Raw genomic sequence first — 21190 nt, forward strand, 5'->3', positions numbered from 1 at the left:
CATGCCGTTACCGGAGCGAAGCGGAGGTGACGGCATGAGCGATGTGCTGACGTTCCGTGATGTGCGGCTGAGCTTCGCCGGGGTCAAGGCCATCAACGGGGTCGACTTCACCGTCGGCGCCGACGAGCTCTTCGCCGTGATCGGCCCCAACGGCGCCGGGAAGACGTCCATCTTCAACGTGATCTCCGGGGTGTACCGCCCGCAGGAGGGCCGGGTCCTGCTCGGCGACACCGACATCACCGGCGCGCGCCCGGACAAGGTGGCCCGGCTCGGCGTCGCCCGCACCTTCCAGAACGTCGAGCTGTTCCGCCAGCTCACGGTCGTGGAGAACCTGATGCTCGGCCGGCACCACCACATGCGCTACGGCACCCTGGCCGCCATCGCCTGGGTCGGCCGGGCCCGCCGCGAGGAGCTGGCCAACCGGGCCCGGGTCGAGGAGATCGTCGACTTCCTCGAGCTCGCCCAGTGGCGCCGGATGCCGGTCGGGCTGCTGCCCTACGGCGTACAGAAGCGGGTGGAGCTCGGCCGGGCCCTGGCCATGGAGCCGCGGCTGCTGCTGCTGGACGAGCCGGTCGCCGGGATGAACCTCGAGGAGACCGAGGACATGGCCCGGTACATCCTCGACATCCGCGACGAGCTGGGCATCCCGATGATCCTCGTCGAGCACGACATGGGCCTGGTCATGGACCTCGCCGACCGGGTGCTGGTGGTCGACTTCGGCGTGCCGGTCGCGTGCGGCACCCCGAAAGAGGTCCAGCAGAACCCGGACGTGATCCGGGCGTACCTGGGGGAGACGAAATGACAATCGCCACCCTCGTGCGCGACCGGGCCGGCCGGACCCCGGACGCGGTCGCGCTGCGGGAGAAGCACCGCGGGATCTGGCGCGAGATCACCTGGCGGGAGTACTGGGATTCGGCGCAGTCGGTCGCGCACGCGCTGCGCGGGCTCGGCGTCGGCCCTGGCGACCGCGTCGCGATCCTGGCCGAGAACCGGCCCGAGTGGCTCTACGCCGACGTGGCCACGGTGGCGTTGCGGGCCGCGACCGTCGGGCTCTACCCGACCAGCCCGGCCGGCGACGTCGGCTACCTGCTGGCCCACAGCGACGCGAAGGTGCTCATCGCCGAGGACCAGGAGCAGGTGGACAAGGCCCTGGCGGTGCTGGGGGAGTGCCCGCAGCTGCAGCGGATCGTGTACCTCGACCCGAAGGGCATCCGCAACCGGTACCAGAACGACCGCCTGCTGTCGTGGGACGACATGCTGGCCGACGGGCCGGCCCCGCCCCTGGAGCTCGCGGCCGAGCCCGGCGACCTGGCGACGCTCGTCTACACCTCGGGCACGACCGGGCGGCCCAAGGGCGCGATGCTCACCGTGTCCAATGTGGACTTCGCGGTCGACGTGCTGCGGGGCGACGGCGGCCTCACCGACCCGCCGCCCGGCCCGCGCGACCTGCTGCTGTCGTACCTGCCGCTGTGTCACGTCGCCGAGCGCGTCTTCACCGTGTGGCTGGGCGCGGCCACGGGCGTGGTCGTGCACTTCGGCGAGTCGATCGCGACGGTGCAGGCGGACCTGCGTGAGGTACAGCCGACGATCCTCTTCGGCGTCCCGCGCATCTGGGAGAAGATGCTGGCCGGCGTCACCACGCGCATCGCCGGCGCGTCGCGGCTCAAGCGCGCCAACGCCCGGCTGTGGCTGCGGGTCGCCGACGGCATCGGGGCCACCCTCGCGGCCAACGGCGGGCGGCACACCGCCGGCAGCCGGCTGCGCTACGCGCTGGGCTGGCTGTGCTGCTACCGCGCGCTGCGGGAGCGGATAGGGCTGCGGCAGATTCGGTACGCGGCCAGCGGCGCCGCCCCGGTCGCGCCCGAGGTGCTGCGGTTCTTCATGGGCATCGGGGTGCCGATGCACGAGGTGTACGGCATGACGGAGAACGCCGCCATCGCCACCGCGAACCGGCCGGGCCGCATCCGCCTCGGCACCGTCGGCGAGCCCCAGCGCGGCGTCGAGGTGCGCATCGCCGACGACGGCGAGATCCAGACCCGGCACGCGGGCACCTTCGCGGGGTACTTCGCGGACGCGCCCGCCACCGCCGCCGCCCTGACCCCGGACGGCTGGCTGCGCACCGGCGACATCGGCGTGCTCGACGGCACGTACCTGAGCGTGACCGACCGGGCCAAGGACATCATCATCACCGCGGGCGGCAAGAACGTCGCCCCCAGCGAGATCGAGAACGCGCTCAAGGCCTCCCCGTACATCAAGGAGGCGGTCGTCGTCGGCGACCGGCGCGCGTACCTCACCGCCCTCGTCGGCATCGAGCTCGAGACCGTCGGCGAGTGGGCCCAGCGGCAGGGCCTGGCCTACACCACCTACCGAGACCTGTCCGCCAAGGCGGAGGTGCTGGCCCTCGTGCGCGGCATCGTCGACGGGGTCAACGCCGGCCGCGCGCCGGTGGAGCAGCTCAAGCAGTTCCGGATGCTGCCCAAGGAGCTCGACCACGAGACCGGAGAACTGACCGCGACGCAGAAGGTGCGCCGCGCCGCGGTCGCCGAGGCCTTCCGCGCCGAGGTCGACGAGATGTACCGGAGCGACGAGATGTACCGGAGTCCCGCGTGAAGGATCTGCTCGAGAGCGTGCTGCGGGGCGTCGGCACCGGCAGCGTGTACGCGCTGCTGGGCCTCGGCTTCGTGATCATCTACAAGGCGACGCGGGTGATCTCCTTCGCCCAGCCGTCGTTCATGCTGGCCGGGGCGGTGCTGGTGACGTACCTCGTCGGCCCGCTCGGCTTCTTCCTCGCCCTGCTCGCCGCGGCCGCGCTCACCGGCGGCCTCGCCCTCGGGGTCGAGCGGCTCGCGGTGCGCCCGATGATCGGCCGGCCGGTGTTCACCGTCGCCATCATCACGCTCGGCATCGACATCGCCGTGCGGGTCGCCGACAACGCCTTCATCGGCCTCGACGTGCGCCACGTCGGCGACCCGTGGGGGCTGAAGGTGTTCAAGCTGCCGGGCGGGATCGTCGTCGAGCAGCGGCACGTGGCGATGGTGCTCACGACCGCCGTGCTCATCGCGGGGCTGTTCGCCTTCTTCCGGTACACCCGAACCGGTCTGGCGATGCGGGCCGCCGCCTACGACCAGGAGGCCGCGCTCGCCCAGGGGGTCAGCGTCGGGTCGGTCTTCGCGATGTCGTGGGCGCTGGCCGGGGCCCTCGCGGCCGTGGCCGGCACCTTCGCCGCGGTCGGCGGCAGCGTCAGCGAGTCGCTGTGGCTGGTCGCGCTGACCGCGCTGCCGGTGATCATCCTCGGCGGGCTCGACTCGCTGCCCGGCGCGGTCATCGGCGGGGTGGTGGTCGGGGTGGTGCAGGAGGTCACCGCGACCTACCAGGGCAACCTGCCGTGGCTCGGCGGCAACTTCTCGGTCGTAACGCCCTACGTCGTCATGCTGCTCGTCCTGCTGGTCCGCCCGTACGGGCTGTTCGGCACCCGGGAGGTCACGCGCGTATGAGAAAGCGTCCCCTGCTGCACACCGCCTACGCCCAGGACTTCGCCCTGTTCGGCAGCTCCGTGCAGCGCACCTTCGTCGTCGTGGGCCTGCTGCTCGTGCTGGCCCTGCCGTTCCTGGTCCAGGACGACATGCTGCAGCTGCTCGCCCTCGCCTGCGTGACGGCGCTCGGCGCGCTCGGCCTCAACATCGTCACCGGCCTCGCCGGCCAGGTGTCGCTCGGCCACGCGTTCTTCCTGGCCATCGGGGCCTACACGGCGGCCGCCATCGCCGGCGACCCCGAGGCGCGCACCATCGGTCTCGGCGTCACCGAGATCCTGGTGTGGCTGCCCGCGGCCGGCCTGGTCGCGGCGCTGGCCGGGATGCTCGTCGCGCCGCTGGCCACCCGGCTGCGCGGGCTCTACCTCGCCGTGGTCACCCTCGGGCTGGTCTTCATTGGCGGGCACGTCATCAACGGCTGGTCCGAGCTGACCGGCGGGCCCGGCGTGGGCCGCCAGCCGCCGGCGCCGTCGCTGCTGGGCTACGACCTCAACACGTCGGACGCCTTCCTGACCAGGGACCAGAAGTTGTACCTGCTGATGCTGGTCCTGCTGCTGCTCGGCGCGCTGGCCGCCCGCAACCTGGCGCGTTCGCGGGTGGGCCGGGCCCTCACCGCCATCCGCGACCGCGACATCGCGGCCGGGGTGATCGGGGTGAACCTGGCTCGCTACAAGACGGTCGCCTTCGGGGTCTCGTCGTTCTACGCCGGCTGCGCCGGTGCGCTGCTCTACGTCGGGGCCGGCTACTTCGACCCGACCTCCTTCGACCTGCTGCTGTCGGTGCAGTTCATCGCCATGATTCTCATCGGCGGCGCCGGGACCGTCAGCGGCGCGGTCCTGGGCGCCTTCCTCATCACGCTGCTGCCGCGGCTGACCCGGGAGCTCCCGTCGCTCCTGCCGTTCATCAGCTCGTCCCCGGCGGAGTCGCCCAATGCCTACCAGCTCGAGACCGTGCTCTACGGAGTGCTGATCATCGTGTTCCTCATCTTCGAGCCACGGGGGCTGTTCGGCATCTGGATACGGCTTCGCAACTACTGGAAAGCCTGGCCCTTCTCGTACTAAAGGAGCCTGCACATGAAGTCCAACGGTGCTCAGCCGTCGCCTGTGGCGGTGCCCTTGAAACGGTCGATCGCCCTCACCCTGGCCGCGGTCCTCGCCGCGGCCGGGCTCTCGGCCTGCCGAGGCGAGGACAAGAACACCACCCAGAACGCCGGCGGCACCAAGACCGACGTCGGCATCACCAAGGAGCCCTGCCCCAAGTCCGAGCACAAGGACCGCGGCTGCATCTACCTCGGCATCATCTCCGACCTGACCGTCGGGCCGTTCCACGCGCTCGCGGTGCCGATCACCGAGTCGCAGAAGGCGTTCTGGAAGCGCGTCAACACCCAGGGCGGCATCGGCGGGTACGACATCGACGCCGAGACCTACGTGCGCGACAACAAGTACAACCCGCAGACCCACAACGAGGTGTACCAGGAGATCAAGGGCAAGATCCTCGCCCTCGCGCAGTCGCTGGGCTCGCCGACCACGGCCGCGATCCTGCCCGACATGAAGCAGAACAACATCCTGGCCGCTCCGGCCGCGTGGACGTCGGCGTACGCGTTCGAGGACAACATCCTCGAGTCCGGCGCCAACTACTGCTTCGAGTCGATGAACGCCGTCGACTACGCCAAGGACGCCTTCAAGCCCAAGACCGTGATGGCGGTACACCTGGCGGGCGACTACGGCGACGACGCCGCCGCCGGCGCCAAGATCGCCGCGGAGAAGAACGGGATGACGTTCATCGACGTCAAGACCGACACCGGCACCGACAAGCAGGCCGGCGCCATCAACTCGATCGTCACCCAGAAGCCCGACCTGGTCATCATCACCACCGGCCCGGCCGACACCGCGGCCGTCGTCGGCGGCGCCGCCCAGCGCGGGTACACCGGCAAGTTCATCGGCACCAGCCCGTCGTGGAACCCGGGCCTGCTGCAGAGCCCGGCCGCCCCGGCGCTCAAGGCCCTCTATCTGCAGAGCGGGCCGTGGAAGACGTTCTCCACCGACTCGCCCGGGCACAAGGCGATGCGCGACGCGCTGGGCTCGTCGGTCACGCCGAACGACGGGTACACCTCGGGCTGGGTCTGGTCCTACCCGCTGCTCGCCGCGCTGAAGAAGGCCCAGGCCGACGGCGACCTGACCCGGGCCGGCCTGGTCAAGGCCGCGAAGTCCCTGACCAAGGTCGACTACGAGGGCATGCTGCCCGACGGGGCCGGCAACTACGCCGGCGGGGTCGAGGGGCAGGTCCGCCAGTCGATCATCTCCAACCCTGCCGCCGGCAACGGCACCACGAACGTACCGATGGTCAAGGACTTCTTCGTCGGCCCGACGGCGAAGGACTACAAGCTCGACAAGCCCTGCTACGAGAAGCTGTGAGCGGTGCGGGGCCCCTGCCGTGCAGGGGCCCCGCGAGTCACTTGAGATCCGAGGCGACCTGGCGCATGAGCTCGATCGAGGCCTCCTGCGTCAGGGCGCGCTGGACGAGGCGTTCGAAGACGGTGCGGTACGCCGTGATGAGCTCCGGCTCCTCCCAGAGCAGGTGCTGGCGGTAGAGCACGCCGTCGTCGGCCCCGAACTCCAGCAGCGTGAAGTCGCCGTCCCAGCCCGGGTGGTAGCCGGCGTCGAGCGGCACCACCCGGATATCGGCATACGGGCGCTGGGCCACCTCGACCGTGTGCTCGAGCTGGTCGACCAGCAGCGCCTCATCGCCGGGAACCGGCCCGCGGCGCAGCACCGACTCGTCCAGCAGGAGCTGGATGCGGGGCGGCTCCGGGCGGGCGAAGAGCTCCTCCTGGCGCCGCAGGTGGAACTCGACCCGCCGCTCGGCGGCCGGGGACTCCGCGTCGGTGGTCGCGTGCGCGTACCGCCGCGTCTGCAACAGCGTCGGGAACATGATCGGTGCCCACTCGCCGACCCGGGCCGCCTCGGCCTCGAAGCCCACGTAGGTGACCAGCTGCGCGGACAACGTCGGGCGGTACTCGTCCCACCACATCCGCCGCTTGGCCGCCCGGGCCAGCTCCAGCAGCTCGTCGACCGTCTTCGGGTCGTGGACCCGGTAGTAGGCCAGCAGGCTGCGCAGGTCGCTCACGGAGATGGCGACCGTACCGTTCTCGATGCGGATGAGCTTGGACAGCGACCACTCCATCTCGGCGGCCACCAGGTCCTGGGTCAGCTCGCGCTCGCGCCGCAGCCGTCTCAGCTCGGCACGGAGGCGCCGCTTGCCCACGATAGGCCCGCTCATGGCCATCACCCCAATCGCAAACAGATGGCATCGCCCCGGTCGAGGGCTCCGCCTGTCTACCCGGATTGCGGCAGATGCACCTATCTGGGCGCGTGGGCTGCGAGAAAGATTTTGGCCATGGCGCTCGCCAGGTCGCCGGGGTCGTTGGAGGCGACCGCCTGGCCCCCGGTGAGCTGCGCCATCTGGCGCAGCACGGTCATGTCGGCGTCGCCGCCGTAGCCGATCGCGAACACCTGCACCGGCCGCCCGGGGTCGCGCAGCCCGGTCAGCCGGGCCAGGAACTGGTCGGTGGGCATGGCGAAGCGCGAGTCCTGGTCGCGCCCGTCGGTGAGCACCACGACGAGGCTCGCCGCGTCGGAGGCGGACCGGTCCTTCAGGTCGCCCACGCCGCGCAGGACCGTCTCGAACAGCGGCGTCCCGGCCTTCGGCAGCGCCGTGTACTGCTCCGCCACCTTGCGCATCGCCTCGCGCCGGGGCACGTCGCCGACCCTCTCGCCGATCGGGCCGAACGGCAGCACCACGGTGAACGGCGGCGCCTCGGCGGTGGGCGAGGCGAACATCCACACGCCGAGACTCGTCTCGTCGCCGAAGAGCTGGGCCGCCTGTACCCCGGCCGAGCGCAGCAGCCCCGCCTTGGTGGTCACGTTGCCGGCCCGGTCGTGCACCTCGTCGTTCATCGAGGCGGACGCGTCCACCAGCAGCAGCGTGTGGTACGCCAGCCTCCGGTACTGGGCCCAGGTGGCGGCCCACTCGGCCACGTTGTCCGGCAGGCCGATCGGCGCCTGGTACTGCGCCGTGAGCCCGTCGCCGCTCGGCGCCGCGTCGCCGACCGGCCGCAGCCCGCGGCTGGTGAGCTGCTCCGCGAAGTCCTTGGCGTGCATCCGTTCGGCGAGGCGGCCCGCGAGCGCGGTGAGCTCGCCGTCGCCCGCCGCCTTCGGGGTCAGCAGCAGCGGGAAGTCGGCCTCGGCGATGGCGTCGGCCGGGTACAGCGCGGCCATGGCGACCGGGTGGCGGCTCTGCTGGTACTTCCAGAAGTCCTGCTCGGTGAGCGTGAACAGCCCCACGTCGCGCAGCGCCTTGGCCGCGTCGGTCTGCTGGGCCAGCTTCTCCAGCAGCTTGGCGGGCTCGGCCTCGGCGTCGGCCAGCCGGGCCCGCACCGACAGCGCCCGCATCTGGGCGATGCCGGGGTCGGTCGTGGTGCGGGCCATCGCGCTCTGGATCTCCATGGCGGCGAGCAGCCCCGCGGTGTCGTGCAGCGGGCTGCCGATGCTGAGCTTCGGGCCCTGGCCGTTGTTGAGCGCGGCGCCCAGCCCGGCCCACGTCGGCTGCTTGCCGGGCCAGCCGAGCGACTCGGCGTAGGCCCGCGTCGAGGCGATGACGACGGGCGTGCGGGCCAGTGAGACCGGGTCGGCCGCGTAGTCGAACTTCGCGAGCTTGGCCCAGCCGGCCGTGGCCGGGATCCAGGCCTCGCCACCCGCGTAGGTGTCGGTGGCGGTGACGGCGACGAGCTGGCAGCCGCCCGGCTGGTTGACGCCGATGTCCGCGGCGGCCCGCTCCACGACCGGGGCGAGCTCGGGGGTGACGGTGGCGCGCAGCACCTCGCGGCCCCCGCAGGTCGTGCCGGCCGCCCCGGCCGCGCCCTCCGGGTGCCCGGTGCCGCTGCGCGAGGCGAGGTTGAGCCCGACGGCGACCCCGGCGGCCACGGCGAGCGCGACGATCACCACCCCGACCGCGACCCACCACCGGGTGCCGGACCGGTGCTCAGGCTTCGGCGCCGGGGGCGCGGGCGGCGGCGGGGGCGGCGCCGGCTTCCAGTCGTGCTGGGTGGGGGCCGGGGGCCACTCCTGCGGATAGAGCGGCGGCAGCCAGTCCTCGCGCCGGGGCGCCTTCGCGGCCGTATGCGCCGGTGGAGGCGGGGGGAGGTCCTCCACCGGCGCATACGGCTCTTCCTCCTCGTACTCCGCGGGGTGGTCGTCGGAGTACTCGTCGCCGTCGGCCGGCGCCCAGGGGGAGGGGCGCTCGGTCCACGCCGACGATCGTGCATCGCTCGGGGCCTGCTCGGGTTGCCGTTGGGGTCGCTCCGGCGGCGGCGCCGGCCTTGGCGCAGGGGGTGGCGCGGCCGGCTCGCCCGGCGCCGCGGGGGCCCACGGGGAGGGGGCGGCGGCGGGCGGCTCGGAGCGGGGGCGGGGCATCTCGCGCGGGGGCGGGACATAGATCCCGTCGGCCGTGAGGTCGTCGTCGTCACGACGCCTGTGATGCCGGCCCTCCGTCATGGCATCCCTTTCTCTCTTCTGCGAGCCCGCTACGGTGCGCGAGGGTGAGGAAGCGCGATGCGGCCAACCTAGCACCGGCAAGCGTCGATATGTGACCACCCGACTACGTACTGATCATGAGTTCGACTTGCGGTATCTGGAGACCGGATTCTCTATCGCATAACCCCGAAATCGTGGCGAAGGCCTCAACCCGGGCGCTCAGGTTCGGACGAATCCCGCCGATCTCTTGTCTGGTGACATCCACCGGGGAGGGATCGACAACCATGGCGCTGGACCTGCGGCTGCTGCGCTGGACGGCGGGGCTCGCCGCCTTCGGCGTCGCCTGGCTGGCGGCCCAGTGGCCCAGGCCGCTGCTGCACCCCGCCCTCGGGTGGCTGCCGATCCCGGCCTGCGCGGTCCTCGCCGCCGTCGTCTGCGCCCGGACCGGCCGGGCCGCGCCCGACCGCCGCACCGGCCGCTTCTGGCGCCCCCTCGCGGCGATCCTCGGCATGCTCCTGGCCGCCGTCGCGAGCAGCGCCTACGACTCCCTGCTCGGCCCCGGCGCGCCCACGCAGCACTCCAGCTCGCTGACGATGGCGCTGTACCTCGGGGCGATCGTCGTGCTCGTCTGGGCCCTGCTGCGCCTGCCGATGGGCCGGCGCAGCCGCCGCGACCTGCTCACCTTCGGCCTCGACATGGCCGTCGTGCTCGCCGCCGCGGCGCTCGTGTCCTGGTTCTTCGCGGTCCGCGCCTCGGTGAGCCTGACCAGCGTCACCGGCTCCTCGTGGACGCTCTTCGGCATCCTGCTCATGCTCTTCGCGGGCCTGCTCGCGCTGGCCAAGGTCGCCCTGGCCGGCCTCGGCGCACTCGACCGCCGCGCCCTGTGGATCCTGGGCGGCACGCTGCTGGTCGGCGCCGCGGCCGGCTCGGCGGCGCCGCTGCTGGAGTCGCGGCCGTACCTCAACGACTGCCAGATCCCCATCCCGGTCTGCTGTGTCGGCCTGGCCCTGTCCGCGATCCGCCAGCGCCGCGCCTTCGGCGAGCCGGCCGTCGCCGTCACCCGCCGCCCGGCGCGCCCGTTCAGCCTGGTGCCGTACGTGGCGATCATCGCCGCCGACGCCTTCGTCCTGGCCGGCATCGGCGCCGGCCCGCGCGACACCCGCATCCTGGTCGGCGGCTCGGTCCTGCTCACCCTGCTCGTCGTGGCCCGCCAGCTGGTCTCGCTGTACGACAACTCGCCCCTGCTGGCCCGCGTCGACGCGAGCATGCTGGAGCTGCGCCGCCACGAGCGCCGGTTCCGCTCCCTGGTCCAGCACTCCTCGGACATGCCGGCCATCTGCGACGACGACTTCCACGTCCTGTACGCGAGCCCGAGCCTGCTGCGCTTCACCGGCGAACGCTCGGCCGCCGCCATCTCGCTGCGCGCCATGGTGCACACCGACGACGTGGAGCAGCTGGGCCGGGCGATCGGGGCCCTGGCCACCCCCGGCAGCACGACGACGCTCCAGCTGCGCCTGCGCCGCCCGGACGGCACCTGGCGCTGGTTCGAGGTCGTCACCACGAACCTGCTGCACGACCCGAGCGTCCGCGGCCTGGTCGCCAACGCCCGGGACATCACCGAGGCGCGGCGCTACCAGGACCAGCTCAGCTACCAGGCCTCCCACGACGGCCTGACCGGCCTGGCCAACCGCGCCCTGTTCGCGGCCCGCACCGCCGGGGCGGTCGACGAGTCGAGGGCCGGCGCCGGCGACCTCGCGCTCGCCCTGATCGACCTGGACGACTTCAAGGCCATCAACGACCGCCTCGGCCACGCGGTCGGCGACGCCCTGCTGGTCGAGGTGGCCGAGCGCCTGCGCACGACGGTCGGCCCGGCCGACGTCGTGGCCCGCCTCGGCGGCGACGAGTTCGCGGTGCTCCTGCCGGCCACCGACCGCACCCGCGGCGCCGCGATCGCCGAGGCCTTCATCGACGCCCTGGCCGCCCCGGTCCGCGCGGCCGGCTACGAGCTGCTGGTGCAGGCGAGCATCGGCCTGGCCCGGCACACCGCCGACTGCGACGCCAGCGACCTCCTGCGCCGCGCCGACATGGCCATGTACGCCGCGAAGGAGCTCGGCAAGAGCCGCTGGGTCGAGTACCGCCCGGAGTTCGACGCCCACGCCGTCGAGCACGCCCAACTGGCCGCGGAGCTGAGCCAGGCCCTGGACCGCGACGAGCTGACCGTGGTCTACCAGCCGATCGTCGGCCTGCCCGCCGGCGAGGTGCGCGGCGTCGAGGCCCTGGTCCGCTGGCGCCACCCGACCCGCGGCCCGATCTCCCCGGCCCAGTTCATCCCGGTCGCCGAGCGCACCGGCCTCATCGTGCCCATCGGCGCCTGGGTCTGCGCGAGGCCTGCCACCAGGCCGCCGAGTGGACGGCCGCCCTGGGCGCCGCGGCCCCCGCGAAGATGAGCGTGAACGCCTCGGCCCGCCAACTCCTGGAGCCGTCGTTCGTCCCGGCGGTCGAGTCCATCCTGCAGGAAACGGGCCTGGACCCGTCCCGCCTGAACATCGAGATCACCGAGACGGCCGTCTTCGGCGGCGGCCGAGCCCTGGACACCGTGCGCGCCCTGCACGACCGGGGCGTGAGATCGCCCTGGACGACTTCGGCACCGGCCACTCGTCCCTGGGCCTTGCTGCGCACCTGCCCGGTGGACGTCCTGAAGGTCGACAAGTCCTTCGTGGACGGCGTGACGGGCACGGTCGAGCAGGAGGCGATCGCCACCTCGATCAGCGAGATCGCCCAGGCCCTGCGCCTGGAGGCGGTGGCGGAGGGCGTGGAAACCCCGGAACAGGCGGCCCGCCTGCTGGAACTGGGCTACCACCTGGCCCAGGGCTTCCACTTCTCCCGCCCACTACCCCCAAACGAAATCCCACAGCTGTGCACCAGCCAGCTGACCCATGCGGAAGCGGGCGCGCCCACCGGGGGGATGGCAGAACGCACCCGCTTCCGCACTTAGGGGGGCGAGTAAAGCTCTTGTTCCTACAAACGGACCGCAACCCCTAACAAACCCCAGCGTGGGGCTCACGGAAGAGGCAAACTTCCCCCCCCCCCCCCCCCCCGTTACCGGAGAAAGAAAAGGTTCTTAAGCCGCCCACATAGCCGAGAACGCCGCCGCCTCCCCAGCGAGCCACCGCTCCACCTCATCCACCTTGACCCCAGCCGCCGGCCGCAGCACCTCCCCGCGCCGCAGATCCACCAGCACCGGCGTCGCGTTGGGCAGCACCAGGTCCATGTGCCGCGCCATCAGGTGCATCGTCGCCACCGCCGCCTCGTCCTGGGGCGGGTCCTCGTCGAAGTGCAGCCGCACCGCCTCGCCGCGCCCGTCGGGATAGCGCAGGCCGAAGTGCGGGTTGATCTTCACCGGGAGCGTTCCGATCATGCCGAGCGCGTCGCGCGTCGGCGTCACCTCGACCGGCGTCGGAATGGACTCGAGGTAGCGCAGGGCACCGGGGACCACCGCCTCGTACAGCGGCTTCCACCGGGTGTTGACCTGGTCGACGACGGCGTTGAGATAGGTGCCGCCGGTCCGGAACTGGATGTCCGCCTTCAGGGCCTTCACGAGCTGGCCGTGCGGGTTGAAGCCGTGCCCCGACTCGCGCTGCCGGCGCAGGCCGCCGACGAAGCTCGCCTTGCGCGGGCCGGTCCGCCCGACGTAGCGGGTGAAGCTGAGCAGGGTGGCATAGGGGACGGAACCGGTGGTGGTTACGGGCGCGGTCACTGGCGCTCTCCTCCCAGGTCAAGAGCGTCTTTCGTACATACATTCTAATGGATCCGCGCAAGGATGCCCACCCCGATTGGACGGTGGGACAGTGACCGATGACGCTCGGTGAGATCGAGAACGATCAGCCGATGAGGTTCTCGACGGGGCCCAGCATGAGCCGCACGCCGAACACCAGGCAGCCGAGCACGACGATCACGAAGAAGCCGACGAAGATGATCGCCGGGACGCGGGTGAGGCGCGCGATCTGGTCGGCGTCGGAGTTGGGGGCCTGCCGGCGGAACCGCGACTGCTGCAGCTCGAACACCGCGCGCACGCCGCCGAGCAGCATGAACCAGGCGAACGCGTACGCGAACGCGCCCTGGATCTTCGGGTCGGCGAACCAGGACACGGCGAAGATGATCGCCCCGGCGACGACGACCGAGATCACGCCGTAGAGGTTGCGGATCATGATCAGCATGAGCACCAGCAGGACCAGCAGCAGCCACAGCAGGATCGTGATCCGCCCGGCGCCCAGGATCGCCGCGGCGGCCAGGCCCAGCAGCGACGGCGTGACGTAGCCGGCCAGGCCGGTGACGACCATGCCGGGGCCGTTGGGGCGGCCGCGGGACAGGGTCAGGCCGGACGTGTCGGAGTGCAGGCGGATGCCCGACAGGCGGCGGCCGCTGAGCACGGCCGCGAGCGCGTGCCCGCCCTCGTGCGCGATCGTCACGAAGTTGCGCATGACCTTCCACAGCGGGCGCAGCAGCACCGCCAGCAGCGCGGCCGCGGCGGTCGCGATGACCACCTCGCGCGGCGGGGACGGTTGGCGGCCCAGGGCGTCCTGCAACACGTCGAACACGAATGCAGAGCCTGCCATCTCGCGTGTTGAATGAACAGCGTGGAGATCAGGCGCTTTGCGGACACCGACTGGCCGGGTGTGTGGGACGTGTGGCACGAGGTGGTCGCGGCCGGTGAGAGCTACGACAACGACCCGGACTCGACCGAGGCCGACGCCCGGGCGCACTGGCTGCTCGCACCGCCGTGGGAGCAGTGGGTGGCGGTCGAGGGCGGCGAGGTGCTCGGGATGTACAAGACCGGGCCGAACAAGGGCCGGCTCGGCGCCCACGTGGCCAACGCGAGCTTCATGGTGTCGTCCCGGGCCCGCGGCCGGGGCCTCGGGCGCACGCTCGGCGAGCACTGCCTCGACCGGGCCCGCGCGCTGGGCTACACGGCGATGCAGTTCAACGCGGTGGTCGCGACGAACACCGTGGCGGTGCGGCTCTGGCGCTCACTCGGGTTCCTCATCGTGGGCACGGTCCCCGACGGTTTTCAGAGCACGAAACACGGGTTGGTCGACTTCCATATCATGCATCGCTACCTGTGACGGCGGGCAACGGCCGACAGATCCCCCTTGGGTGGCGTATCTGCTGGTACAACTTGTGACCTTCATCTTGCATTCTGTACCCATACCTCGATGCGTACTCCGCCCGACGCGCGCTACGAGACCGAAGGTCAGCACAGCGGTGACCTGACCGGCTTTCGCATCGGTGACGCCTACGAACTGGTCGAGCCGATCGGCGGCGGCGGGACGGGCACCGTGTGGCGGGCCCGCGCCCTGGTCGGCGACGAGCAGGTCGCGGTCAAGCTGCTGCGCGAAGACCTCATGTCCGAGCCCAAGGCGGTCAACCGGTTCGTGCCGGAGCGCGCGATCCTGCTGATGCTGCGCCACCCGCACATCGTCCGGGTCCGCGACCTCGTCACCGTCGGCACGTCGCTCGGCCTGGTCATGGACCTCGTCGAGGGCGGCAGCCTGCGCGACTACCTGCACGAACGGGGGACGCTGGCCCCGGCCGAGGCGGCCACGCTGCTGGCGCAGGTCGCCGAGGCGCTCTCGGCCGCGCACCGCCGCGGCGTCGTGCACCGCGACCTCAAGCCGGACAACATCCTGCTCGACTTGGTCGACGGCGCGCTGCACTGCCGGCTCACCGACTTCGGCATCGCGCGGGTCCTGGACACCCCCAGCATGACGACGCCGGGGGCTCTTGTGGGTACCGCCAAACTATGTCGCCCCGGAGGCGGTCTACGGCGGCCGCCCGGCCCCGGCCGCCGACATCTACGCCCTCGGCGTGGTGCTGTTCGAGCTCACCACGGGCCGCCCCACCTACGCCGGCGGCCCCGCGTGGGCCATCCTGCGCCGCCACGCCGACGAGTCCCCGCGGCGGGTGCCCGGCCTGCCCGACGCCGTGTGGCAGGTCGTGGTCGAGTGCATGGACAAGCGCCCCGGCCGGCGCCCGACCGCCCGCGAGCTCGCCACCACCCTGCGCGCCGTGGCCCGCCGCACCGCCGACGAGCCCGCGCTCCCGCCGCAGTCGGTGGAGGAGCGCCTCACCACGATCCAGCCGCCGCTGCAACGGCCGCGCACGGCCCCGGGACGTTCCCGGATGGCGTTGCCGGCGGTGGTGCTCGCCCTGCTCGCCGTCCCCGCCTGGCAGTACCTGCACCGCGGCGACCGGGCCACCGGCACCGCGGAGGGCGCGCACGCCACCCCGGCCCCCCTGGCGCCCCCGTCCGGCGCGGTGCGCGGGGCCGGGGCCGCGTCCGGGCCCGCCAGCCGCAGCCCGGGCGCGCTGCGCGCCGAGGACAAGAGCCCGGCCGCGTCCGTCCAGCCGGGCACGCAGGCCGAGGCCTCGGTCGTGTTCGGCCCGTACATCTGCAACGACCAGTACACCTGGGACCTCGGCCACCCGGCCCTCGCCAAGCCCTGCCACGCCCTCGCCCCCGACCAGGTGCGCGTCATCGGGCACATGGAGAGCATCCCCGGCGTGCAGGCCGACGTCAGCATGTCGGTGCTCGACGCCGACTCCGGGGAGCGCGGCGACGGCCCGCACGACTGCAACGGCCTCATGTTCACCGACTTCGCGCCCGACCACACCTGCGGCCCGTTCGAGGTGCGCCTGCCGCGCGGGCACCGCTACGTGGTGGAGGAGAAGTGGGTGTACACCAACCGCGCCCTGCTGCCCGGCGGCGAGGTCCGCGGCCTGGAGTTCGACCGGTAGCGGCCGCCATCCCGGCAGGCAGGAAATCGGGCCGGAATTTGTCGTACCCCTGTGGTGAGGTGTGGGCATGACGGGTGATGCCCCTGCGGGGTTCGAGGAACTGCTCGAGGAGCACTGTGCCGACATCGGGGCGCTGACCCGGCACCTGCGCGAGGTCATCCTGGCCGCGCGCCCGGAGCTGACCGAGCGCGTCTACCGCGGCTGGCACGGCCTGGGCTTCCACCATCCGTCGCGCGGCTACATCGCGGCCGTCTTCCCCGGCGCCGAGTCCGTATCGGTGGGCTTCGAGCGGGGCGCCGACCTCCCCGACCCGCACGGGCTGCTGGAGGGCACCGGCAAGCGGCTGCGGTATCTGCGGTTCAAGCCCGACGACAGCGCCCCCAACCACGAGCACCTGATCGAATACCTGGACCTCGCCGTCGCCTGAGCCCGTCCGCTCGCCGCGGAGACTCAGCGGGGCTTCGGCGGGGCGACCGGCAGGCCGTCGGAGCGCAGCGCCTGCCCGTCCTGCGTCACCACCGCGCTCTCGTGGCCGGGCAGGGTGGCGAGCCAGTCGATGCCGGGCCGGCCCATGGCCAGGGCCGCCGTCGCATACGCGTCGGCCGTGCCCAGCTCCGGCCCGACCACGGTGACCGAGCACAGCTCGCCCGCCGGCCGGCCCGTGAACGGGTCGAGCACGTGCAGCCCCCGCTCGTACGTGCCGGACGTCGCCACCGCCGTGTCCGTCACCTCCAGCACCCACGCCACCGCCATCGGCTCCCACGGATGGCGCACCCCGACCCGCCAGCGTTCGCGCCCGCGCGGGGCTCCGCGCACGACGATGTCCCCGCCGGCGTTGAGACAGTGGTTGACCGCGCCCTCCGCGCGGAGCCGGTCGCCGGCGCGCTGGACGGCCCAGCCCTTGACGTAGCCGGACGGGTCGAGCAGGCCGCCCGCGTTGACGTCGAAGTAGCCGCCGGTGGCGTTCCAGAGCTCGGTGCACCGGTCGAGCACCTCGCCCACGAGCGGCGAGCAGTCCGCGCGCCGCACCTCCCCGCGCCCCAGGCGGCTGATCTCGCTCTCCGGCTTGTAGGTGCTGAAGGTCTCGTCCACCCGCCGCAGCCAGGCGAACACGTCGTCGGCGAGGCGCTCCAGCTCGTACACCGGCCGGTCGTCGCCGTCCAGGTTCAGCGTCACGGCCATCCCCATGACGTGCTCGACCCGCACGAGGCTGTGCGTCATCGCGGCGAGGGTCAGGCCTGGAAGGCCCGGTCGATGGCGGACTGGAGGGAGAGCTTGTAGCCGCTGCTGGTGTACGTGGCACCGGAGACGGTGTCGATGTTGGCGCTCTGCGCGGCCAGGGCCTCGGCGCGCAGCTTGGGCAGGGCCGAGTTGTTGATCTGGACCGAGCGGGAGTGCTCGCTCGGCGAGTCGAGCACCTTGACGTCGGTGATCTTGCCGCCGGCCACGACGATGGAGAGCTCGACGTTGCCGTAGTCGACGTAGATCGGGTTCCCGTTGAAGGTCCCGTCCTTCATCGTCGTGCGCGGCGGCTTCGCGGCCGTCGTGGCCGGCTTCCCGGCCGGGGCGGTCGTCTTCGTGCCCGCGGGCTGGGTCGTCTTTCCGGCGGCCGGGGACGCGCCCGGGGCGCCCGCGCCGGTCGGGTCCGCGCCCGCGGGCGGCGCCTGCGACGGGCCCGCGGACGTGCCCGGGACCGGGCTCTGCGCCGACTGCGGCTGCAGCGCCGGGTCGCTGGAGGGGCTGCTGAAGCCCGCCTTCGCCCCCACGAGCAGGACGGTGCCCGCGGCGGTGCCCATCAGGGCCATCAGGGCGCGTCGCATGTGCGGTTGCAACTCCTCAGAACTCGAACGGATCCAGGTGGACCTGGCGGCGGGGGACCCGCAGGCGGCGCAGGACCTGCAGCGACTGCTGGATCAGGCCGTCGGGGCCGCAGAGGTACACGTCGCGCTCGGAGATGTCGGGGACGAGGTCGCGCATGCCGCCCGGCGTGAACAGGCGGCGCGGGCCGGGCTCGCGCCGGTCGCCGACCACGAACCACAGCTGGGCGTGGCGCAGCTCCGACAGGTGCTCGAGCTCGTGGCGCAGGTGCAGGTCGTGCACGGCGCTCGCGCGGTAGATGACGATGGCGCCGGGCGGGAGCTCCTCCAGCAGGGCGCGGATCGGGCCGATGCCGCTGCCGGCCGCGATCAGCAGCGCGCGCTGCTTGACGCGGCGGCTCGCGGTGAAGTCGCCCCACGGGCCCTCGACGAAGATCCGGGTGCCCGGCCGCATGTCGCGCAGCCGCTGCGTGTGGTCGCCGACGGTCTTCACGGTGAGCCGCAGCCAGCGGCCGTTGGGCGCGGCCGAGAGCGAGAACGGGTGCGCCTGCCACCACAGCCCGCGGCCCAGGAACCGCCAGCGGAAGAACTGCCCGGCCTGGGCGTCGAGGTCGTGCAGGCGGGCGCCGGTGATGTAGATCGACACCATGTTGGGCCCCTCGGCCACCACGTCGGCGACGCGCAGCCGGTGCCGCAGGTTGAGCCAGAGCGGCCCGAAGACCCGGCCGAGCACCACGGCGGCGACGGTGACGACGTAGAACCCGATCCACGCCGTGCGCCCGAGCCCCGGCCGGAACAGCTCCTGGCCGTTGGAGAACTGGTGCGCGAAGCCGAGCAGCAGCGCCAGGTAGGCGGTCAGGTGCAGGAAGTACCACAGCTCGTAGGGCAGGGCCCGGCGCAGCCCGCGGATGCTCAGCAGCCCGATGCACACGAGCATGCCGGCGGCGATGAACGCGGTGACCATGTCGGAGTACTCGGTCAGCAGCGTGCCCAGCTCGCTGGTGAACCCGACGTCGTCGGCGTAGGCGTAGCCGACCGTGATCAGCGCGGCGTGCGCCAGGATCGTGACCAGCACCGAGCCGCCGAGCTCGCGGTGCCACAGCCCCAGGTGCCGGGCGCCGATCCAGCGCTCCAGGAAGCCGAGGCGGCTCATGAGGATGACCTGCATCAGCAGCAGATAGCCCGCGATGAGGCCCGTCACCCGCCCGGCGGCCTGGAACACGTCGGCCGACGTGTCGATCGAGCCGGGCTTCGTGGCGAGCCACCAGGGCAGCACCGCCAGCGCGAAGCCGCCCCAGAAGAGGATGCGCAGAAGGAACCGTCCGGCGTTGTTGTGCTCGACGGGCCGCGCCGACGGGGCGGCGAGAGATCCGGCCGGGCGCTGTCTCGGGACGGTCATCGTTGTCTCTGCGTACTGTGCATGCGGTTCCACTGTCATGTGTGATACCAGGGCCCCCGGCCGCCGGGCCACGGGCTTAATCGGGACTTCAGGTTGCGCACAGGGCGGCCTGCGGGGACATGTTCGCACGCGGGTGCGACAGTTTCGCCACCGTAGACTGCGACAATGCACAGGCTCTGGCGAATTGTCCTGGTCTCGGCGGCGGTGCTCGCGGCGGTGGCCGCGACCGGCCTCGGGATGGCGTACTCCCTGGGCGCCTTCGCCGAGGCGGGGCGCTTCGGCGCGGTGCCCGGCTGCGCGGTGCTCGACCCGGCGACCTTCGCGCCCGTGCTGGCCGCGGCCAAGGTCGAGACGGACGGGGACAACTGCACCGCGTCGGACGGGCAGGTGCAGGTAAACGTCGGGTACACCCTCGTGACCAAGCGGGGCACCGTGGGCGGCCCGGAGCTCGCGTCGCGCTACCTCACCGCGGTCGCGGGCGGGGACACCGAGCGGCTCGACGGCGTCGGCGACCAGGCGATCCGGCAGCGCACCCAGGCGATCGGCTCGCCCCAGGTGATCAGCATGCGGGTCAGCAACCTCATCGTCGTGCTCTCCGTGCTGAACCTCGGCGGGGGAGACCTGCCGGCCGGCGCGGAGGACGGTCTGGTGAAGGTGGCGACGGCGGTCGGGTCCCGTCTGAAGGCCTGATCTTCTTTCGCTCGGCCTGCAAAATCTCACAAATCGGACGGTTGACGGCCCGTCTCCGGGCGTCCACCGGAAACAGTCGCGTCGGGGCGGCGGTCGGCCGGAAAGCCCGCGGCCGCGGGGCCCGGCGCCCGCAAAGAGCGGGCGTCAGGGCAGGCGGCGCTGGAAGCGGCCCGCGGCGTCGGTGCGGTCCTGGTACCCCAGCGCCCGGTAGAAGGCGTGCGCCCCCTCGCGCGTGCGCAGGCTCGTCGCCTCCACGCTGGCGCACCCGCGCATCAGGCCGAACGTCTCGGCCGCGGCGACCAGGCTGGTGCCGATCCCGCGCCCGCGCGCCGACTCGGCCACGGCCAGGGCGACGATGCGCAGCCAGGCCCCGTCGACCTCGAACGACGGGATGACGTGCGCGGCGATGACGCCCAGGAGCTGCCCCCGCTCGTCCCACACGAAGGCGGCCCCGTCCGGGTGCTCGCACCAGCGCTGCAGCCGCTCGGCGACGTTCGTCTCGGTCTGCGGATGACCGTCGCTCTCCAGCAGCCCGGCCACCTGCTCGGTGTCGTCCGGCGAAAGCCTGCGCACCCCACGGGCGACCTGCATGCGGTAGCTGTGCAGCACATCAGCGGTCATGCATGCAGATTAGAACCGGACCCGGGGAGTGTGCCTGCCGGAAAGTAGTCACTCATGTTCACGGCGCTGCATCCACCGCTTGACTGTGCGCCGGCAGGGCCTAGAATTCCCCGCTCAGATCGCGCAGGAGTCGTCCGTGCACTCGCCCGAGGCCGCGCCGGCCGGGGCGCGCAGGATGGTCAGCGAGCTCTGGGCGAGCGCCTGCTCGAAGACCTCCAGCGGCTGGGCCCCGGAGACGCCCAGGCTCTGGTTGAAGACGAAGAACGGGACACCGCTGATGCCGTACGCCCGGGCCTGCGCGATGTCGGCCTCGACGCCGGCGGCGTAGGAGCCGTCGGCGAGCGCCTGCTTGGCCGCCACCTCGTCGAGGCCGGCCTCCGCCGCGAGGGACGCCAGCACCGTGTGGTCGCCGACGTCGGCGCCCTCGGTGAAGTACGCCTGCATCAGCCGCTCCTTGAGCTCGCCCTGGCGGCCGCCGGCCTTCGCGAAGTGCAGGAGCCGGTGCGCGTCCAGGGTGTTGGCGGTGCGGGCGCGGTCGAAGTCGTACGCCAGGCCCTCCTCGGCCGCGATCGCCGTCACGTGCCCGAACATGCCCTTGACCTGGCTCGCCGAGAGGCCCTTGCGCGCGGCGAGGGACTCGGCGACCGTGCGCGGGTCGCCGGTGGGCGTCGACGGGTCGAGCTGGAAGCTGCGCCACTCGACCGACACCTCGCCGGAGTGGCCGGCGAGGGCCCGCTCGAGGCGCCGCTTGCCGATGTAGCACCACGGGCAGACGATGTCGGACCAGACCTCGACCTGGATCATGTG

The 21190-nt window shown here is 72.4% G+C and carries 18 protein-coding genes and 2 pseudogenes; 11 read left to right on the forward strand and 9 right to left on the reverse strand.

Annotation, left to right across the window (positions count from 1 at the left end; all coding sequences use genetic code 11):
• The first annotated feature begins 34 nt into the window (after window positions 1-34).
• From ACPPVO_RS06265 to ACPPVO_RS06285, 5 genes are read left to right on the forward strand one after another with little or no spacing between them, the layout of a single operon-like run.
• On the forward strand, window positions 35-802 hold the full coding sequence (locus ACPPVO_RS06265; RefSeq protein WP_426510306.1) for an ABC transporter ATP-binding protein: 768 nt from the start codon (window positions 35-37) through the stop codon (window positions 800-802).
• Window positions 799-2610 carry an AMP-dependent synthetase/ligase gene (locus ACPPVO_RS06270; RefSeq protein WP_426510307.1) on the forward strand — a complete coding sequence of 604 codons (1812 nt, stop codon included), beginning with the start codon at window positions 799-801 and terminating at the stop codon, window positions 2608-2610. Before ACPPVO_RS06265 ends, ACPPVO_RS06270 begins: the two co-directional genes overlap by 4 nt.
• On the forward strand, window positions 2607-3494 hold the full coding sequence (locus ACPPVO_RS06275; protein ID WP_426510308.1) for a branched-chain amino acid ABC transporter permease: 888 nt from the start codon (window positions 2607-2609) through the stop codon (window positions 3492-3494). Before ACPPVO_RS06270 ends, ACPPVO_RS06275 begins: the two co-directional genes overlap by 4 nt.
• Window positions 3491-4591 carry a branched-chain amino acid ABC transporter permease gene (locus ACPPVO_RS06280; RefSeq protein WP_426510309.1) on the forward strand — a complete coding sequence of 367 codons (1101 nt, stop codon included), beginning with the start codon at window positions 3491-3493 and terminating at the stop codon, window positions 4589-4591. The genes ACPPVO_RS06275 and ACPPVO_RS06280 overlap by 4 nt, the downstream gene beginning before the upstream one ends.
• 12 nt (window positions 4592-4603) lie before the next feature.
• Window positions 4604-5944 carry an ABC transporter substrate-binding protein gene (locus ACPPVO_RS06285; RefSeq protein WP_426510310.1) on the forward strand — a complete coding sequence of 447 codons (1341 nt, stop codon included), beginning with the start codon at window positions 4604-4606 and terminating at the stop codon, window positions 5942-5944.
• A 37-nt stretch (window positions 5945-5981) separates the two neighbouring features.
• Here the strand turns inward: ACPPVO_RS06285 and ACPPVO_RS06290 are convergent, their stop codons facing one another.
• Together ACPPVO_RS06290 and ACPPVO_RS06295 are read right to left on the reverse strand one after the other, a co-directional pair.
• The gene (locus ACPPVO_RS06290; RefSeq protein ID WP_426510311.1) at window positions 5982-6809 is read right to left on the reverse strand and encodes a DUF5753 domain-containing protein; all 828 of its coding nucleotides are present in this window, start codon (window positions 6807-6809) and stop codon (window positions 5982-5984) included.
• Between the two features lie 80 nt (window positions 6810-6889).
• On the reverse strand, window positions 6890-9082 hold the full coding sequence (locus ACPPVO_RS06295) for a vWA domain-containing protein (protein WP_426510312.1): 2193 nt from the start codon (window positions 9080-9082) through the stop codon (window positions 6890-6892).
• A 1304-nt stretch (window positions 9083-10386) separates the two neighbouring features.
• On the opposite strand from ACPPVO_RS06295, the pseudogene ACPPVO_RS06300 reads away from it, so the two are divergent.
• Window positions 10387-12056: pseudogene (locus ACPPVO_RS06300) on the forward strand (putative bifunctional diguanylate cyclase/phosphodiesterase).
• 126 nt (window positions 12057-12182) lie between these two features.
• Here the strand turns inward: ACPPVO_RS06300 and ACPPVO_RS06305 are convergent.
• Together ACPPVO_RS06305 and ACPPVO_RS06310 are read right to left on the reverse strand one after the other, a co-directional pair.
• On the reverse strand, window positions 12183-12818 hold the full coding sequence (locus tag ACPPVO_RS06305) for a hypothetical protein (RefSeq protein ID WP_360381113.1): 636 nt from the start codon (window positions 12816-12818) through the stop codon (window positions 12183-12185).
• A gap of 124 nt (window positions 12819-12942) precedes the next feature.
• On the reverse strand, window positions 12943-13677 hold the full coding sequence (locus ACPPVO_RS06310) for a M50 family metallopeptidase (protein ID WP_426510313.1): 735 nt from the start codon (window positions 13675-13677) through the stop codon (window positions 12943-12945).
• Between the two features lie 12 nt (window positions 13678-13689).
• On the opposite strand from ACPPVO_RS06310, the gene ACPPVO_RS06315 reads away from it, so the two are divergent.
• The 4 genes and pseudogenes from ACPPVO_RS06315 (at window position 13690) to ACPPVO_RS06330 (ending at window position 16283) form a co-directional block, all read left to right on the forward strand.
• Entirely contained in the window at window positions 13690-14184 is a 495-nt protein-coding gene (locus tag ACPPVO_RS06315) for an N-acetyltransferase family protein (protein WP_426510314.1), read from the forward strand.
• Between the two features lie 90 nt (window positions 14185-14274).
• Window positions 14275-14772: pseudogene (locus tag ACPPVO_RS06320) on the forward strand (serine/threonine-protein kinase); the annotation flags it as partial.
• Window positions 14773-14842: 70 nt separating this feature from the next.
• Window positions 14843-15856, forward strand: coding sequence for a protein kinase (locus ACPPVO_RS06325; RefSeq protein WP_426510315.1), 1014 nt, complete (start codon window positions 14843-14845; stop codon window positions 15854-15856).
• A 67-nt stretch (window positions 15857-15923) separates the two neighbouring features.
• Complete coding sequence (locus ACPPVO_RS06330; RefSeq protein ID WP_360381099.1) at window positions 15924-16283, forward strand: DUF1801 domain-containing protein; 360 nt, start codon at window positions 15924-15926, stop codon at window positions 16281-16283.
• Window positions 16284-16306: 23 nt separating this feature from the next.
• Here ACPPVO_RS06330 and ACPPVO_RS06335 read toward each other — a convergent pair whose 3' ends face one another.
• Genes ACPPVO_RS06335 through ACPPVO_RS06345 form a run of 3 tightly spaced genes read right to left on the reverse strand, consistent with a single transcriptional unit; the run spans window position 16307 to window position 19072 of the window.
• A complete protein-coding gene (locus tag ACPPVO_RS06335) occupies window positions 16307-17077 on the reverse strand; it encodes an FAD:protein FMN transferase (protein WP_426510316.1) in 771 nt (256 codons plus the stop codon).
• 11 nt (window positions 17078-17088) lie between these two features.
• Window positions 17089-17676, reverse strand: a complete 588-nt coding sequence (locus ACPPVO_RS06340) for an FMN-binding protein (RefSeq protein ID WP_426510317.1) — start codon at window positions 17674-17676, stop codon at window positions 17089-17091.
• Between the two features lie 16 nt (window positions 17677-17692).
• Window positions 17693-19072 (reverse strand): ferredoxin reductase family protein, encoded by a 1380-nt coding sequence (locus ACPPVO_RS06345; protein ID WP_426510318.1) that lies wholly within the window; start codon window positions 19070-19072, stop codon window positions 17693-17695.
• A gap of 165 nt (window positions 19073-19237) precedes the next feature.
• Between ACPPVO_RS06345 and ACPPVO_RS06350 the strand changes: the two genes are divergently transcribed.
• Window positions 19238-19762, forward strand: a complete 525-nt coding sequence (locus ACPPVO_RS06350) for a hypothetical protein (RefSeq protein ID WP_426510319.1) — start codon at window positions 19238-19240, stop codon at window positions 19760-19762.
• A 144-nt stretch (window positions 19763-19906) separates the two neighbouring features.
• Here ACPPVO_RS06350 and ACPPVO_RS06355 read toward each other — a convergent pair whose 3' ends face one another.
• Together ACPPVO_RS06355 and ACPPVO_RS06360 are read right to left on the reverse strand one after the other, a co-directional pair.
• Window positions 19907-20383, reverse strand: coding sequence for a GNAT family N-acetyltransferase (locus ACPPVO_RS06355; protein WP_426510320.1), 477 nt, complete (start codon window positions 20381-20383; stop codon window positions 19907-19909).
• A 114-nt stretch (window positions 20384-20497) separates the two neighbouring features.
• Window positions 20498-21187 carry a DsbA family oxidoreductase gene (locus ACPPVO_RS06360; protein ID WP_426510321.1) on the reverse strand — a complete coding sequence of 230 codons (690 nt, stop codon included), beginning with the start codon at window positions 21185-21187 and terminating at the stop codon, window positions 20498-20500.
• Between the last annotated feature and the right edge of the window lie 3 nt (window positions 21188-21190).

Source organism: Dactylosporangium sp. McL0621 (genome assembly GCF_049995355.1).
GTDB lineage: Bacteria > Actinomycetota > Actinomycetes > Mycobacteriales > Micromonosporaceae > Dactylosporangium.

Excerpts from the sequence above, each read along its gene's own strand:
- ACPPVO_RS06295 (WP_426510312.1), bottom strand. The coding sequence starts at position 9,082 with ATGACGGAGGGCCGGCATCACAGGCGTCGTGACGACGACGACCTCACG.
- ACPPVO_RS06270 (WP_426510307.1), top strand. The coding sequence starts at position 799 with ATGACAATCGCCACCCTCGTGCGCGACCGGGCCGGCCGGACCCCGGAC.
- ACPPVO_RS06290 (WP_426510311.1), bottom strand. The coding sequence starts at position 6,809 with ATGAGCGGGCCTATCGTGGGCAAGCGGCGCCTCCGTGCCGAGCTGAGA.
- ACPPVO_RS06315 (WP_426510314.1), top strand. The coding sequence starts at position 13,690 with ATGAACAGCGTGGAGATCAGGCGCTTTGCGGACACCGACTGGCCGGGT.
- ACPPVO_RS06350 (WP_426510319.1), top strand. The coding sequence starts at position 19,238 with ATGCACAGGCTCTGGCGAATTGTCCTGGTCTCGGCGGCGGTGCTCGCG.
- ACPPVO_RS06265 (WP_426510306.1), top strand. The coding sequence starts at position 35 with ATGAGCGATGTGCTGACGTTCCGTGATGTGCGGCTGAGCTTCGCCGGG.
- ACPPVO_RS06330 (WP_360381099.1), top strand. The coding sequence starts at position 15,924 with ATGACGGGTGATGCCCCTGCGGGGTTCGAGGAACTGCTCGAGGAGCAC.
- ACPPVO_RS06280 (WP_426510309.1), top strand. The coding sequence starts at position 3,491 with ATGAGAAAGCGTCCCCTGCTGCACACCGCCTACGCCCAGGACTTCGCC.
- ACPPVO_RS06285 (WP_426510310.1), top strand. The coding sequence starts at position 4,604 with ATGAAGTCCAACGGTGCTCAGCCGTCGCCTGTGGCGGTGCCCTTGAAA.
- ACPPVO_RS06340 (WP_426510317.1), bottom strand. The coding sequence starts at position 17,676 with ATGCGACGCGCCCTGATGGCCCTGATGGGCACCGCCGCGGGCACCGTC.
- ACPPVO_RS06355 (WP_426510320.1), bottom strand. The coding sequence starts at position 20,383 with ATGACCGCTGATGTGCTGCACAGCTACCGCATGCAGGTCGCCCGTGGG.
- ACPPVO_RS06335 (WP_426510316.1), bottom strand. The coding sequence starts at position 17,077 with ATGACGCACAGCCTCGTGCGGGTCGAGCACGTCATGGGGATGGCCGTG.
- ACPPVO_RS06345 (WP_426510318.1), bottom strand. The coding sequence starts at position 19,072 with ATGACCGTCCCGAGACAGCGCCCGGCCGGATCTCTCGCCGCCCCGTCG.
- ACPPVO_RS06360 (WP_426510321.1), bottom strand. The coding sequence starts at position 21,187 with ATGATCCAGGTCGAGGTCTGGTCCGACATCGTCTGCCCGTGGTGCTAC.
- ACPPVO_RS06310 (WP_426510313.1), bottom strand. The coding sequence starts at position 13,677 with ATGGCAGGCTCTGCATTCGTGTTCGACGTGTTGCAGGACGCCCTGGGC.